The sequence below is a fragment of the Nonomuraea insulae genome, from assembly GCF_042656245.1.
Genome location: NZ_JBHSPA010000048.1, coordinates 94890 through 109269 on the forward strand (window position 1 = coordinate 94890; position 14380 = coordinate 109269).

The 14380-nt window shown below is 73.3% G+C and carries 11 protein-coding genes; 7 read left to right on the forward strand and 4 right to left on the reverse strand.

What is annotated here, in order from left to right:
• Positions 1 to 66 precede the first annotated feature (66 nt).
• The 7 genes from ACFPZ3_RS38660 to ACFPZ3_RS38690 all read left to right on the forward strand — a co-directional run bounded on the left by ACFPZ3_RS38660 (position 67) and on the right by ACFPZ3_RS38690 (position 10193).
• Positions 67 to 1923 carry a S9 family peptidase gene (locus tag ACFPZ3_RS38660; RefSeq protein WP_379519314.1) on the forward strand — a complete coding sequence of 619 codons (1857 nt, stop codon included), beginning with the start codon at positions 67 to 69 and terminating at the stop codon, positions 1921 to 1923.
• Entirely contained in the window at positions 1887 to 3200 is a 1314-nt protein-coding gene (locus ACFPZ3_RS38665; RefSeq protein WP_379519315.1) for a serine hydrolase domain-containing protein, read from the forward strand. Before ACFPZ3_RS38660 ends, ACFPZ3_RS38665 begins: the two co-directional genes overlap by 37 nt.
• A 14-nt stretch (positions 3201 to 3214) precedes the next feature.
• Positions 3215 to 4798 carry a PucR family transcriptional regulator gene (locus tag ACFPZ3_RS38670; protein ID WP_379519316.1) on the forward strand — a complete coding sequence of 528 codons (1584 nt, stop codon included), beginning with the start codon at positions 3215 to 3217 and terminating at the stop codon, positions 4796 to 4798.
• Between the two features lie 319 nt (positions 4799 to 5117).
• The gene (locus ACFPZ3_RS38675; RefSeq protein ID WP_379519317.1) at positions 5118 to 6683 is read left to right on the forward strand and encodes an ABC transporter substrate-binding protein; all 1566 of its coding nucleotides are present in this window, start codon (positions 5118 to 5120) and stop codon (positions 6681 to 6683) included.
• Positions 6680 to 7624: an ABC transporter permease gene (locus ACFPZ3_RS38680; protein WP_379519318.1), complete on the forward strand. Its 945-nt coding sequence runs from the start codon at positions 6680 to 6682 to the stop codon at positions 7622 to 7624. The genes ACFPZ3_RS38675 and ACFPZ3_RS38680 overlap by 4 nt, the downstream gene beginning before the upstream one ends.
• On the forward strand, positions 7621 to 9531 hold the full coding sequence (locus ACFPZ3_RS38685; RefSeq protein WP_379519319.1) for a dipeptide/oligopeptide/nickel ABC transporter permease/ATP-binding protein: 1911 nt from the start codon (positions 7621 to 7623) through the stop codon (positions 9529 to 9531). The genes ACFPZ3_RS38680 and ACFPZ3_RS38685 overlap by 4 nt, the downstream gene beginning before the upstream one ends.
• Positions 9528 to 10193, forward strand: coding sequence for an ABC transporter ATP-binding protein (locus ACFPZ3_RS38690; protein ID WP_379519320.1), 666 nt, complete (start codon positions 9528 to 9530; stop codon positions 10191 to 10193). Before ACFPZ3_RS38685 ends, ACFPZ3_RS38690 begins: the two co-directional genes overlap by 4 nt.
• Here ACFPZ3_RS38690 and menC read toward each other — a convergent pair.
• From menC to ACFPZ3_RS38710, 4 genes are all read right to left on the reverse strand, one after another.
• A complete protein-coding gene (gene menC / locus ACFPZ3_RS38695; protein WP_379519321.1) occupies positions 10183 to 11283 on the reverse strand; it encodes an o-succinylbenzoate synthase in 1101 nt (366 codons plus the stop codon). The genes ACFPZ3_RS38690 and menC overlap by 11 nt on opposite strands.
• Positions 11280 to 12044: a GNAT family N-acetyltransferase gene (locus tag ACFPZ3_RS38700; RefSeq protein ID WP_379519322.1), complete on the reverse strand. Its 765-nt coding sequence runs from the start codon at positions 12042 to 12044 to the stop codon at positions 11280 to 11282. Before ACFPZ3_RS38700 ends, menC begins: the two co-directional genes overlap by 4 nt.
• 108 nt (positions 12045 to 12152) lie before the next feature.
• Positions 12153 to 12710 (reverse strand): acyclic terpene utilization AtuA family protein, encoded by a 558-nt coding sequence (locus ACFPZ3_RS38705; RefSeq protein WP_379519323.1) that lies wholly within the window; start codon positions 12708 to 12710, stop codon positions 12153 to 12155.
• Positions 12711 to 12765: 55 nt separating this feature from the next.
• A complete protein-coding gene (locus ACFPZ3_RS38710) occupies positions 12766 to 14352 on the reverse strand; it encodes a Na+/H+ antiporter (protein WP_379519324.1) in 1587 nt (528 codons plus the stop codon).
• Between the last annotated feature and the right edge of the window lie 28 nt (positions 14353 to 14380).

The window sequence follows — 14380 nt, forward strand, 5'->3', positions numbered from 1 at the left end:
ACGGGGGCGGTGGTGTTCGTCGTGCGCGCCGAAGCAGGCCGGAAGATGGTGGCCTACGGTTCGGATATGCCACGTCTCACCCTGGACGACCTCTACCGCTTCGCCGTACCGTCCGATCCGGCAATGCGTCCCGACGGCGGTGCGGTCGCCTACACGCTCACCACCGCCGACCGGGACGCCGACGAGAACCGCACCGCGATCTGGCTCGTGACCCCCGATGCCGAGCCGCGCCGCCTGGCGACGGGAAGTGCGCCACGGTGGTCGCCGGACGGCCGTACGCTGGCGTTCCTGCGGCCGGTGGACGGACGCCCGCAACTCCACCTGCTGCCCATGGACGGCGGTGAGCCGTCGCCGTTGACCGAGGCGGCGCTCGGCGCCGGGCCCGCGCGGTGGTCGCCGGACGGGACCCGCGTCGCCTACGCCGGGCCGGTCGGGCCCGGGGGAGAGGCGCCCGACCCGAACGCGCCCGTGGTGGCAGAGACGCTGGAGTACAAGGCCGACGGGGCCGGGTTGTTGCGCGGGATCACCACGCACCTGTTCGCGGTGGACGTCGCGTCCGGGGAGACGACGCAGCTCACCGAGGGTGACTTCCACGCGGGGGAGCCGTCGTGGTCACCGGACGGCACCCGGCTGGCGTTCGCGGCGAGCATGGCGCCGGACCGCGACCTCGAGGTGGGCGGCGCGGTGTACACCGTGGCGGCGGGAGGTGGCGCGCCCGAGCGGCTGACCGATCCTGAGCTCATCTGCGCGGGGGTGTGGTGGCTCGGCGAGCGGATGATCGTGGCCGGGCAGAAGGGTGAACCGGTCGGGCACGTCCGGCTGTTCACGCTGGATTCGAGTGGCGCGGCCGAGGTGGAGACGGGGCTCGACCGCAACGTGATGATCGGGGGCCCCGGGTATCCGGGCGCGGCTCCGGCGCTGCTCGGCGACGACCTGCTGTTCTGCGCGCGCGACCGCGGCTGCTCGCATCTCTATCAGGCCCCGGCGGACAAGCTCGTCCCCGAGGACGTGAGCGTGGCGGGCGCGAGCGTGGCGGCAGGGAAGGTCGCGTACGTGGCCGCGACCCCGTACAGCGCGGGCGAGGTCTACCTCCTGGAGGACGGCAAGGCGGTCCAGCTCACCCACCACACGCCGGCCGACCTCGACCTGTACGTCCCCGCCCGCCGCACCTTCACCGCCCCCGACGGCACCGTCGTCGAGGGCTTCGTCCTGCGCGAGGAGAACGCCCAGGCCCCCGGCCCGCTGCTCCTGGACATCCACGGCGGCCCGCACAACGCCTGGGCCCCCGTGCTCGACAACGTCCACCTCTACCACCAGACCCTGGCCGCCCGGGGCTGGACGGTGCTCACCCTCAACCCCCGCGCCAGCGACGGCTACGGCGAGGACTTCTTCACCGCCGCCGTGGGCGCCTGGGGTCTGGCCGACACGCAGGACTTCCAGGCCGCGCTCGACGACCTGGTGGCCGAGGGCGTCGCCGACCCCGAGCGGCTGGCGGTCACCGGCTACAGCTACGGCGGCTACATGACGTGCTGGCTGACCGGTGCGACGGACCGGTTCAAGGCGGCGATCGCCGGAGGCGTCGTCAGCGACCTGACCAGCATGGCGGGCACGTCCGACCTGGGGTATCTGCTCAAGGAGTACGAATGCCCCGGTGACCTGATCGCCCAGTCCCCGATCACCAGGATCGGCGAGGTCACCGCCCCCACCCTCCTCCTGCACGGCGAGAGCGACGACCGGTGCCCCATCGGCCAGTCGGAGCAGTGGTTCGCCGCGCTGCGCGAGCGGCGGGTGCCCGTCCGGCTCGTGCGCTACCCCGGCGCCGGTCACCTGTTCATCCTGAACGGCCGGCCCTCCCACAGGTACGACTACAACGAAAGGATCATCGCGTGGCTGGAGCAATGGGTCAGCGGCTCCCCGAGCTGATCGCCGAGTACGAGGTGCCGGGTGCGGCGCTGGCGTACCTGCATGAGGGAGAGCTGCACGAGTTCGCCGCCGGCACCCTCAACGTCGCCACCGGAGTCGAGGCCACCCCGGACGCGCTCTACCAGATCGGCTCGGTCTCGAAGGTGTGGACCGCCACGCTGATCATGCTGCTGATCGAGCGGGGCAGGCTCACGCTGGACACGCCGGTGTCCGAGGTGCTGCCCGAGTTCAAGGTGGCCGACCCCGAGGTCACCAAGACCGTCACGATCAGGCACCTCCTCACCCACACCAGCGGCATCGACGGCGACCTGTTCCTCGACACGGGGCGCGGCGACGACTGCGTGGCCAAGTACGTCGAGGCGTGCGCCGACCTGATCCAGAACCACCCGCTCGGCGTCACCCAGTCCTACTGCAACTCCGGCTTCGTCATCGCGGGCCGGATCGCCGAGCGGCTGGGCGGCAAGCGCTGGGACGACCTGATCCGCGAGGAGATCGCCGAGCCGCTGGGCCTGGCCCACACCTGGACCCTGCCCGAGGACGTGCTGCGCTTCCGCGCCGCGATGGGCCACGCGGAGGGCGAGCCCGCCCCGGTATGGGGGCTCATGCGCGGCATGGGACCGGCCGGCCTGATCTGCGCCAGCCCGGCCGACGTGGTGGCCTTCGCCCGGGCCCACCTGGAGGGCGGGCTGCTCGCCGACCCCCAGGCGATGTGGGAGCCGCAGGTGGACGTGCCCAACCCGTACGGGCTGGGCCCGCAGTGGGGTCTCGGCTGGATCCTGGACGAATGGAGCGGACAGCGCGTCCTGTCCCACGGTGGCAACACCATCGGCCAGCACGCCATGTTGTGGGCCGTGCCCGGCACCGGCACGATCGTCTGCGTCACCGCCAACGGCGGCCACTCCGGCTCCTTCACCCGGGCCGTGGCCACCGAGCTGTTCGCCGAGCTCGACGGCCTGACCGTGCCGCAGATGCCGCTCCCGCCCGAGACCCCGGTCGAGGTGGACGCGACGCCGTACGCCGGCGTCTACGAGCGCGCCGGAGCCCTGCTCACGGTGTCGATCAAGGACGGCGAGCCCTGGCTGCGGTTCGAGGCCACCGGCGCCCTGGCCGCCCTGCAACCCGAGGCGCAGGAGCATCAGCTGATCGCGGTGGACGGGACCACGTTCGTGTGCAAGGCGCCCGAGGCTCCCGAGTGGACCCCGGTCGTGTTCTACGAGCTGGCCGACGGCTCCCCGTACGTGCATATGGGCGCCCGTGCCACCCCCAAGACCGGGTGAACTATCGTGACCCCATGAGGACCCGCCCGCGCGCCAGCATCGGGCGGATCCTCGACGACCTCGGCACGACCGTGCTCGACGTGGCCGCCTCCCCCGGTGACCTCGACGCCGAGGTCACCGGGGTGCACATCTACGACCCCCTCGACGAGCTGATCGTGCCCCCGGGCGCGATCGTGCTCGCCGTCGGCGTGCAGGGCGCCGCCGGCATCTGCGCGCTGCTGACCCGCGCCGCGCAGGCGGCGGGGGTCGTGGTGAAGCTGCCGGTCGACGTGGACGAGCGGGTACGCGCGGCAGTGCTGGAGACCGGCGTGGCCGTGCTCGGCCTGACCAGGGCCGCCTCCTGGGCGCAGGTGGCGGCGCTGCTGCGCTCCCTGCTGGCGGAAGGGGAGCTGACCGAGCCGGGGGAGGAGGCGCACGGCGACCTGTTCTCCCTGGCCAACGCCGTCTGCGCGCTGCTCGACGCGCCGGTGACGATCGAGGACAGGTCCTCGCGGGTGCTGGCCTTCTCCGGGCGGCAGGACGAGGCCGACCAGGGCCGCGTGGAGACCGTGCTCGGCCGCCAGGTGCCCGAGCACTACCTGCGCCTGCTCGACGATCAAGGCGCGTTCAAGCGGCTCTACCAGAGCCAGGAGCCGATCCACATCGAGCTGGACGACGACCGGGTGATCAACCGGGCCGCCGTGGCGGTGCGGGCCGGCGACGAGATCCTCGGCTCCATCTGGGCGGCCGTGCACGAGCCGCTCAGCCCGCAGCGGCAGCGCGCGATGGCCGACGCCGCCAAGATCGTGGCGCTGCGGCTGCTGCGCGAGCGCGCCGGGGCGGACAGCCAGCGGCGGCTCCGCACCGACCTGCTGTCCACCGTGCTGGAGGGCGGCGCGGACGCGGCCGAGGCCGCCGGGCGGCTCGGCATCGCGACCGCCCGCCTGTGCGTGCTGGCCGCCCAGCTCACCGGCGTCCCCGCCGACAACGCGCGCGGCGAGAGCGACCGGCAGCGCTTCTGCGACGCGCTCGCGCTGCACGTCGCGGCCATCCACCCGAAGGCCGCCGCGGCGCACGTCGGCTCGGTCGCCTACGCGGTGCTGCCCCTGACGCCCGGCGGCGAGGAGGAGGAGCGGGCCGTACGGGTGGCCGAGAGCTTCCTGGCCAGGGTCGGGCCCCGGCACGCCGCCAACATCGGCGTCGGCCGCCTCGCGCTCAACCTCGCCCAGGTCGCCAGGTCACGGGCCGACGCCGACCGGGCGCTGCGCGTGCTGCGCACCCATGACGCCGCGGGCCGGGCCGCGGGATACACCGAGGTGCACTTCGAGTCGCTGCTGCTCCAGGTCGCCGACGTGGCCGCCGCGGAGGAGCAGACGCCGACCGGGCCCTACCAGCGGCTGCTCGATCACGACGCCGAGCACGGCACCGAGCTGGCCGCCACGCTGGGCGCCTACCTGGACGCCTTCGGCGACGTCAACGCGGCCGCCGCCCGCGTCCACGTGCACCCCAACACCTTCCGCTACCGGCTCAAGCGCCTGGCCGAGATCGGCGGCCTGGACCTGACCGACCCCGAGGCCCGGCTCACCGTGCAGCTCCAGATGCGGATCTTCGACGGCTAGCTCCGCGGCCCCGCCCGTTCCCTCCCTCCGCACTTCGGTACAGGTCCTTCAAGAGAGGGTGCCGGCCGCCCCGTCCCGGGGAGCCCCAACGCGGCCTCGTGCGAGGCGGATCGCTCTTCCACGTCTCCCTCAAAGGGACCCGCACCGGAGTACGGACGGGAGGCAGGGAATGTGACGTGCGGAAACCGGGACCGAGCTTCAGGGTGATCTTGGGTGGCCAGCACGAGGCGGCCCGGCTTTTTCGTGACCGGCCACGAAGAACGGGCCCCCGGTGAGCGGCAAGGGTGGTGCTCTCCCCCAAGCTCGTCTGGAGTGCCCAATGAGAACACCACAAGCGGCGGCCCTCACCGCGCTCGCCCTGCTCGCGGCCGCCTGCGGAGGCACGGAGGGGGGCGGCGCGCCGGCCGGGGGCGGCACGTTCACCTACGCGCTCCCGGCCGACCCGGGTGTGCTGGACCCCTCCATGGGCGTCCTGAACGTCACCAACACCACGCTCTCGCTCGCCTACGACACCCTGGTCTCCGCCACCGCCGACGGCAAGATCGTGCCGGGCCTGGCCGAGAAGTGGACCGTCGAGCCCGACAAGGTCACCTTCACCCTGCGCAAGGGCGCCACCTGCTCCGACGGCGCGCCGGTCATGCCCTCCGACGTGGCCGCGAGCCTCAACGACATCACCGACCCCGACACCAAGTCGCCCATCTACGGCGTCCTGGTGCCCACCGGCATGAAGGCCGACGCCGACGACGCGGCCGGGACCGTGACGCTGAGCACGCCGAAACCGTTCAGCTTCATCCTGGAGACCGGCCGGTCGTTCTACGTCGTGTGCGGCAAGGGCGCGAAGGACCACTCGCTGCTGGCCCGCGCCACCTACGGCAGCGGCCCGTACAAGCTGACCGAGGCCGTGCCGGGCGACCACTACACCTTCAAGGTGCGCAGGGAGTACACCTGGGGCCCGTCCGGCGGCACGGCGAAGGACGCGCCGGAGACCGTGGTGGTCAAGATCGTGCCGAACGAGCAGACCGCCGCCAACCTCCTCGTCGCGGGCACCATCAACGGCGCCACCATCTACGGCCCCGACCGCGCCCGCCTGGAGGCCACCCCCGGCATGGGCAAGAAGGTCATCCCGTCGGGCAACGGCCAGTTCTTCTACCACCAGGGCGACGACCGGCCCGGCCACGACCCCGCCGTACGCAAGGCGCTCACCCAGGCCATAGACCTCAAGGAACTGGCCGGGATCGCCTCCAGCGGCACCGGCAGGCCCGCCACGGGCCTCGTCCTGGACCCGCGCCCCTGCCCGGGCGACACCATCACCGGCCACGTCCCCGCCTTCGACGCGGCCGCCGCTGCGGCGGCGCTCGACGCGGCGGGCTGGCGGGCGGGCGCCGACGGCATCCGGGTCAAGGACGGCAAGCGGCTCACCCTGCGCTACCTGTACGCGACCACCCGCGGCTCCGGCGTGCAGGCCGCGGCGGAGTACCTGGCCGCCGCCTGGCGCAAGGCCGGGGTCGAGGTGAAGCTGAACGGCGTGATCGACACCAAGTTGTCGGAGTCGCTGAACACCACCCAGGACTGGGACGTCGTCTGGCTGCCCATCGGCGTCACGCTGCCCAGCCAGCTCGTCGGCTTCATGTCCGGCCCGGCCGCCCCCAAGGGCGCCAACTTCGCGCACATGGCCAACGACCGGTACGAGTCGCTCGTCGCCAAGGCCACCGAGGTCCCGGCGGCCGAGGGCTGCGCCCAGTGGCGGGAGGCGGAGTCGGCGCTGTTCGAGAACGCGGACCTGGTGCCGGTGGTGGAGAACACCGTCCTGCTGGCCTCCAAGGGCGCCACCTACGAGCAGGTCGCCGGGCTGTTCCTGCCCACCACGATCCGGCTCACCCAATGATCGGCCGTCTCGGCGTACGGCTGGTGGTGCGGTTCCTGGTGTCGCTGGCCGTGCTCATGGTGGTGTCGTTCGCGATGATCCACCTCATCCCCGGCGACCCCGTGCGCACCGCCCTGGGCCCGGCGGCGCCCGTGGAGCTGGTCGAGGCCCGGCGGGCGGCGCTCGGTCTCGACCGGCCGCTGCCGGAGCAGCTCTTCACGTACGCGACCAACGTCTTGTCCGGAAATTTCGGGACCTCGTTCCTGACGGGTGAGCCCGTCGGGGACGTCATCCTGGCCCGCCTGCCCAACACCCTCACCCTGGCTCTGCTCGCCACCGCCCTGGCGCTGCTGGTGGCCGTGCCGCTGGGCATGTGGGCCGCCATCCGCACCGAGAACGGCCGCAACCGCGGCACCGAGATCGGCTTCGGCGCCACCACCGGCACCGTCGTGGCCGTGCCCGAGTTCCTGTACGCCATCGCGCTCGTGGCCGCCTTCGCCATCGGGCTCGGCTGGTTCCCGCCCGCGGGCAAGGCGGGGGCGGCCACGTACGTGCTGCCCGTCCTGGCCCTCGCGGCCGGGCCCACCGCCATGATCGCCCGCATCTCGCGCGTCGAGACGCTGCGCGAGCTCGGGCAGGACTACGTGCGGCTGGCCCGCGCCAAACGGCTGCCCGCCGCCCGGCTGCACCTGCGGCACGTGCTGCCCAACACGCTCACGGCCACCCTGACCGTCGGCGGGCTGCTGCTGACCTCGCTCATCGCGGGCGGGGTGCTGGTCGAGTACGTGTTCGCCTGGCCCGGGCTCGGGCTGAAGATCGTCGAGTCGATCACCCAGAAGGACTATCCGGTGGCCCAGGGCGTGATCCTCGTCTACGGGGCGATCGTGCTGGTCGTGAACCTCGCCGTCGATCTGGTGCTGGGAGCGCTCGATCCGACGTCCGCCATCAAGGAGGCCCGATGACCAGCCGGTCGCGCGGGAAGGCGTCCGGACCGATCGGCCGGTCGCGCGGGAACGGGGAAGGAGCGGCCGGGCGGTCGCGCGGGAACGGGGAAGGTCTGGCCGGGCGGTTGCGCAGGAACGTGCCCGGCGTGGCCGGGGCCGTGATCGTGGCGCTCATGGCGGTGCTGGCCGTCGTCGGCCCGCTCGTCTGGGGCGAGACCGCCGGGCGCATCGACGCCGCCCACATCCTCCAGGGCGCCTCGCCCGGGCACCCGCTCGGCACCGACAACCTGGGCCGCGACCTGCTGGCCAGGGTCCTGGTGGCGGGCCGGTTCTCGCTCCTGCTGGCCCTCGCGGCCACCCTCATCGGCGCCGTCGCCGGAGTCGTGCTGGGCGCGCTGCCCTCGGTGCTGCCCAGGCGCGGCGCGAGGCTGGCCACCGGCACGGTCAACGCCCTGGTGGCCTTCCCCGGGCTGCTGCTGGCCATGTTCACCGCGGTCGTCGCCGGGCTGGGCGCGCGCGGCGCGGTGCTCGGCATCGGCGCGGCCATCGCGCCCGGCTTCGCCCGGCTCACCCAGACGCTGGCGGCCACGGTCGCGGGGGCCGACTACGTCTCGGCCGCCCGCATGCTCGGCGTGCCCCGCCGCCGCATCCTGACCAGGCACGTGCTGCCCAACATCGCCGAGCCGCTCATCCTCAACCTCACCCAGGCGCTCGGCGGCGCGCTGCTCGGCCTGGCCGGGATGTCGTTCCTGGGGCTCGGCGTGCAGCCGCCGGACTTCGACTGGGGGCGGTTGTTGTTCGACGGGTTCCCGCGCATCTACGTCACACCGGAGGTGGCGCTCGGGCCCGCCGCCGCCATCGCGCTCGCGGGGATCGGCTTCAACCTGCTGGGTGACGCCCTGGCCAGGGCAGCCGCGCGCACGTCCGTGCCGGCCGGCGAGGAGGCGCCCCCGGCGGTGGCTCCCGCCGGCGAGCCAGACCCCGGCGCGCTGCTGGAGGTGCGGGACCTGACCGTCACCTTCCCCGGCGGCGTCACCCCGGTGCGGGAGTTGTCGCTGACGGTCGCGCCGGGCGAGATCGTCGGCCTGGTGGGCGAGTCCGGCAGCGGCAAGAGCCTGACCGCCGCCGCGATCGGCGGGCTCGTGCCCTACCCGGGGGCCGTCACGTACGCGGCGCTCCGGCTGGGCGGCCGGGACATGGCCACGCTGTCGGACAAGGAGCTCGGCACCGCCCTCGCCATGGTGTTCCAGGACCCTCTGGCCGCGCTCAACCCGGCGCTCAAGGTGGGCGGGCAGCTCGCCGAGGTGGCCGTCGTCCACGAGGGGGCCGGCCGCGCCGAGGCCCGCCGGCGCGCCGTGGACCGGCTCGGCCACGTCCACCTGCCGGAGCCCGCCAGACGGGCCGCGCAACACCCGCACGAGCTGTCCGGCGGCATGCGGCAGCGCGCCGTGATCGCCATGGGGCTCATGGGCACGCCCCGCCTGATCGTCGCCGACGAGCCCACGACCGCCCTGGACGTGACCGTGCAGGGGCAGATCCTGCGGCTGCTGCGCGAGCTCGTCGAGGAGACGGGCGCGGCGACCCTGTTCATCTCACACGACATCGCCGTCGTGGGGGAGCTCTGCGATCGGGTCGTGGTCATGTACGCGGGGCGCGTGGTCGAGGAGCTGCCCGCCGACCGGCTCGCCGCCGGGGCCGCGCACCCGTACACGAAGGCGCTGATCGCCTCCCTGCCCGCCCTGGACACCGACCGCTCCAAACCGCTGGCCGGGATCCCCGGCACCCAGCCGGCCCCCGCGCGGGTCGGCCCCGGCTGCGCCTTCGCACCCCGCTGCGCCCTGGCCACCGACCGGTGCCGGGAGGAGCGTCCCGTACTCGTCGCGCACGGCCCCGGGCAGCGGGTCGCCTGCTGGGAGGTCAAATGATCATCAAGAACCTGAGCGTGCGCTTCGGCGCGTTCACCGCCGTGGACGACGTCACGCTGGAGATCCCCGACGGCCACGTCGTCGGGCTCGTCGGCGAGTCGGGGTCGGGCAAGTCGTCGCTGGCCAGGGCGGTGTGCGGGCTCGTCCCCCACACCGGGAGCGTCCAGGGCGCGCGGCGGGTGCAGATGGTCTTCCAGGACCCGTACGCCTCGCTCAACCCCCGCATGACCGTCGCCCAGACCATCGCGGAAGGCGCGGGGCACGGCGAGGTGGAGCGGCTGCTCGACCTCGTACGGCTTCCCGCGGAACTGGCCGGCCGCTACCCGCGCGAGTTGTCGGGCGGGCAGCGCCAGCGCGTCGCGATCGCCCGCGCGCTCGGTGGCGACCCCGCCCTGCTGGTCGCCGACGAGATCACCAGCTCGCTCGACGTGTCCGTGCAGGGCGCGGTGCTCAACCTGGTCCGCGGGCTGCGCGACGAGCTGGGGCTGACGATGTTGTTCATCTCCCACAACCTGGCCGTCGTCAGGTACGTGGCCGACGTCGTGGCCGTCATGCACCACGGCCGCCTCGTCGAGGTCGGGCCCACCGAGCAGGTCATCGGCGAGCCCGCGCACGACTACACCCGCGCCCTGCTGGCCGCGGTGCCCCGGCTCAGAGGGTGATCCACTCCGTCGAGGTCGTGACCTCATCCAGCACGGCCGGGATGGGCGCCACGCCCAGCCCCGGCCCCACGGGCACCTCCAGGTGCCCGTCGACCAGCTCGAACGGCTCGGTGACGTCGGTCTGGAAGTAGCGGCGCGACCCGGAGGTGTCGCCGGGCAGGGTGAAGCCGGGCAGCGCGGCCAGCGCCACGTTCGCCGCCCGGCCGAGCCCCGTCTCCAGCATTCCGCCGCACCACACGGCGATCCCGTTGGCCCGGCACAGGTCGTGGATCCGCCGCGCCTCCAGGTAGCCGCCGATCCTGCCCGGCTTGATGTTGATGATCGAGCACGAGCCGAGCGCGATCGCGGCGGCGGCGTGCTCGGCCGACTCGATCGACTCATCCAGGCAGATCGGCGTCTTGACCTGCTTGGCCAGCTTCGCGTGCTGGACCAGGTCGTCGTTGGCCAGCGGCTGCTCGATCAGCAGCAGGTCGAAGGCGTCCAGCCGGGCCAGGCGGGGGGCGTCGGACAGGGAGTAGGCGGCGTTCGCGTCCACCTGGAGCAGCACGTCGTCGCCGAACCGCTCGCGCACGGCACGGACGGGCTCGACGTCCCAGCCGGGCTCGATCTTCAGCTTGATGCGGACGTATCCCTCCTCCAGGTAGCCGCCCACGGCGTCGAGGAGCTGCGGGACCGAGTCCATGATGCCCACCGACACCCCGCACGGCACCCGTGTCCTGGCCGCGCCGAGGAACTGGCCGAACGACTCGCCCGAGGCCCTGAGCTGCGCGTCCAGCACCGCAGTCTCCACCGCCGCCTTGGCCATGCGGTGGCCCTTGATCGGCTCCAGGGCGCGGGCCACGTCGTTGGCGTGCACGCCCTTCGGCAGGGCGGGCAGCAGGAAGCGGCGGATCACCTCGGCGGCGCCGTCCACGTACTCGGAGGAGTAGAGGGGCTCCGACATCGCCACGCACTCGCCCCAGCCCTCGGCGTCCGGCGTCACGACCCTCACCAGCAGGACGTCGCGGGCGGTCTCGGTGCCGAACGACGTGCGGAACGGCGCCACCAGCGGCATCGCGATCCGCCGCAGCTCTACTCCTGTGATCTTCACACTTTCTCCACTATGTAAGAGGACTTCTCGAAGAACCCCGTGACCCTGCGGCCCTCGCCCATCAGGCCGCCCAGCACGTCGCGTACGGCGTACCGCCACGCCTTGCCCGCCTCCGGGTCGGCGCGGCGCAACGTCTCGATGTCGGCGGGCACCGCGACCAGCACGGTGGCCGCGTCCATCGAACCGGTGACCGGCCGCCCGCCCTCGTCGGCCAGCGCCACCACCGCGTCGTCGGACACCGGCGTCACGTAAGGCTCCCGCCGTGCCAGCGCCTCCACGTGCGGCGAGGTCAGCGGCCAGGAGGCCAGCAGCCGGTCGGACTCGTCGCCCTGGTTGATCGCGTCGCCCATGACACCGTAGAAGGACGGCAGGTACTCGATGGGGCGGGCGCCCAGCTTGGCCAGGTTGAAGTGCGCGTTGCGGCGCACCAGGGGGTCGTAGGTCCAGGTGATCCGCTCCAGCTCGCGCTCCAGGGCCCAGAGGCGCTGGTGCTGTTTGAGCGCCCACCCGATGCCGTGGCCCGGCGCCGTGCCGGTGACGTGCGAGTGCAGGGTGCTGTCCGCCGCCAGGAAGCCCGCCGAGGCGCCCACCATGCGGTCGCCGTCGAAGGCGCCGGAGACGTAGCCGCCCGCGTGCGACAGGGCGCGCATCAGCTCCATGGTGATGGGCGGGTCGGCGGAGCCGAAGTGCCAGATGTCGTCGAACAGCGCGTTGACGCGCTCGAACTCCGCCATCTCGTGGAGCTCCCTGACCTCGATCAACGTGTCACCTTTCCTCACCTGAGGTTCCAAGGCGACGTTATGCCATCGGGGGGTGCCCGGGATTCGTGCGGGACCACCAAGAGGACGGGGGTCTTTCGTAGCGGAAACTCATCGGGCCGCGCCTGCTCGCAGGGCGATGAGGATGCGGCTCGGCGCCTCCTGGCTCAGGCGTACGGACTCCAGCGGCACCGTGACCTCCGGCGTGCGGTAACGGCCGCCGGGGAAGCGGTCGGCCAGGCCCGCCCGCACGGCCGCCGCCGTCACGTCGCCGTCGAGCGAGCTGCGGCCGTCGCGCCGGATCTCCACCGAGCACGGGCCGCGCTGCGCGGCCAGCGCCAGCCCCGCCACGGTCGCCCCCGCCAGCGGCCCGGCATCGCCCCTCGTCCAGCCGTAGTGCCACATGCCCGCCGCCACCACCGGCGCGGCCGGGCAGCAGCCGGGGGCGGTGAGCACCACGTCCAGGCCCTGGGACAGGAGCACGGCGATCTCCTCGGCGCCCCGCGCGGCCAGGGGGCCGACGCGCAGCCCGGGGAACGCCGGCACCCGGCCATCGATCCCATAAATGAGTTTGATGCCCGTTTCGAGAGGTCCTGGGCCGTCGTCGTGCCAGCCGCAGGCGACGACGTCGATCGACTCGGCAGACCTCCACGTGCCGATGCGCAGCATGTACGGTGACTACCCTTTGCCGCGAACCATCACACACCGTCACACTTGACAGCGGTCAGCGCAGGCTCCGGGCGTCGAGCCGGCGCAGCACCCGCGACACCACCACCGGGTCGGCGCTCGGGTCCCGCCGCGCCTCCAGGACCGCCTGCCTGGCGGCCGACATCATCTCGCCCTGCACCCGCCGCAGCAGCTTGACCCGCCGCACCCGCTGCTCGTACGCCTCCCGCCGCTCCTCGTCGGCCGCCTCGGGGCTGATCCGCGGCCCGAGGTCCATCAGCCGCCTGCTCAGCACCTCCATCACGTCCTCCGGCAGGTCCTCGGCCTCGTCGATCTCCCGCAGCCGCCGCTTGGCCGCCCGTCCCGCCCGGATCGCCAGCCGCTTCTCCAGCTCCCGCTCGGCCGCCGTGTCCGCCTTGACGCCGAGCCTGCCCACCAGCCACGGCAGCGTCAGCCCCTGCACGACCAGCGTGGTCAGGATGACGGCGAACGCGACGAACACGATCACCGGCCGCCCGGGGAACGCCCCGCCGTCCTCCGTCTCCAGCGGGATGGCCAGCGCGAGCGCCACCGACGCCACGCCGCGCATCCCCGCCCACCACATGACCACGGTCTCGCGCCAGCTCAGCGGGATCTCGGTGTCCTCGTGCCCAGGCGCCCGCATCTTCCTGGCCAGCCACGCGGCAGGGAGCAGCCACACCAGCCGGACGAGCACCACGACCCCGACCACGGCGGCGCTCCAGAGGAGCACCGTGCCGAGGCGGCCGTGCACCGTGCCGAACACGGCGTGCAGCTCCAGCCCGATCAGCCCGAACGCCACCCCCGTCACCAGCGTGTCCACGACCTGCCAGAACGTCGTCGCGGCGAACCTGCCGAGCACGTCGTCCGCGTCGGACATGCGGTCGCTCAGATAGAACGCGCTGGTCAGCACGGCCAGCACCCCCGACCCGTGCCACTCCTCGGCCAGCGCGTAGCTCACGAACGGCACCAGCAGCGACAGCCCGACCTGCAGCGTGGCATCGCCCAGCAGCGCCATCAGCCGCCCGCCCAGCCACCCCAGCGCCAGCCCCACCGCCACGGCCACCCCGGCCGACAACACGAACTCGGACAGCGCCCCCGGCCAGGAGAACGTCCCGGTCACCGCCGCCGCGATCGCCACGTGGTAGAGCACGATCGCGGTGACGTCGTTGAACAGCCCCTCGCCCTCCAGCAGCGACACCATGCGCCTGGGCAGCCCGAGTCTGCCCGCCACCGCCGTGGCCGCCACCGGGTCGGGCGGGGCCACCAGCGCGCCCAGCGCCACCGCCGCCGCCAGCGGCAGCCCCGGCACGAGCGCGTGCGCCACCGCCGCCACGGCCGCCGTCGTCACGAACACCAGCGCCACGGCCAGCAGGAAGATCGGCTGCCAGTTGGCCGCGAACTGCCGCCACGAGGTGTGTTGCACGGCGGCGTACAACAGCGGGGGCAGCAGCAGGGGCAGGACGATGCCGGGCGGGACGTCCACGTTCGGGACGAAGGGCAGGACGGCGAGCACGATGCCCAGCAACGTCATCAGCACCGGCGAGGGCAGGCCGAGCCGCTCGCCCAGCGGGACCGTGATCAGCGCGCCCAGCAGTACCAGCATGAGCAGCACGAACTGGTCCACGACGGCCCCCCAACCGATCTTCCCGACC

Coding starts and splice junctions, on each gene's coding strand:
- ACFPZ3_RS38690 (WP_379519320.1), top strand. CDS start 9,528: ATGATCATCAAGAACCTGAGCGTGCGCTTCGGCGCGTTCACCGCCGTG.
- ACFPZ3_RS38675 (WP_379519317.1), top strand. CDS start 5,118: ATGAGAACACCACAAGCGGCGGCCCTCACCGCGCTCGCCCTGCTCGCG.
- ACFPZ3_RS38680 (WP_379519318.1), top strand. CDS start 6,680: ATGATCGGCCGTCTCGGCGTACGGCTGGTGGTGCGGTTCCTGGTGTCG.
- ACFPZ3_RS38670 (WP_379519316.1), top strand. CDS start 3,215: ATGAGGACCCGCCCGCGCGCCAGCATCGGGCGGATCCTCGACGACCTC.
- ACFPZ3_RS38660 (WP_379519314.1), top strand. CDS start 67: ATGCCACGTCTCACCCTGGACGACCTCTACCGCTTCGCCGTACCGTCC.
- ACFPZ3_RS38685 (WP_379519319.1), top strand. CDS start 7,621: ATGACCAGCCGGTCGCGCGGGAAGGCGTCCGGACCGATCGGCCGGTCG.
- ACFPZ3_RS38705 (WP_379519323.1), bottom strand. CDS start 12,710: ATGCTGCGCATCGGCACGTGGAGGTCTGCCGAGTCGATCGACGTCGTC.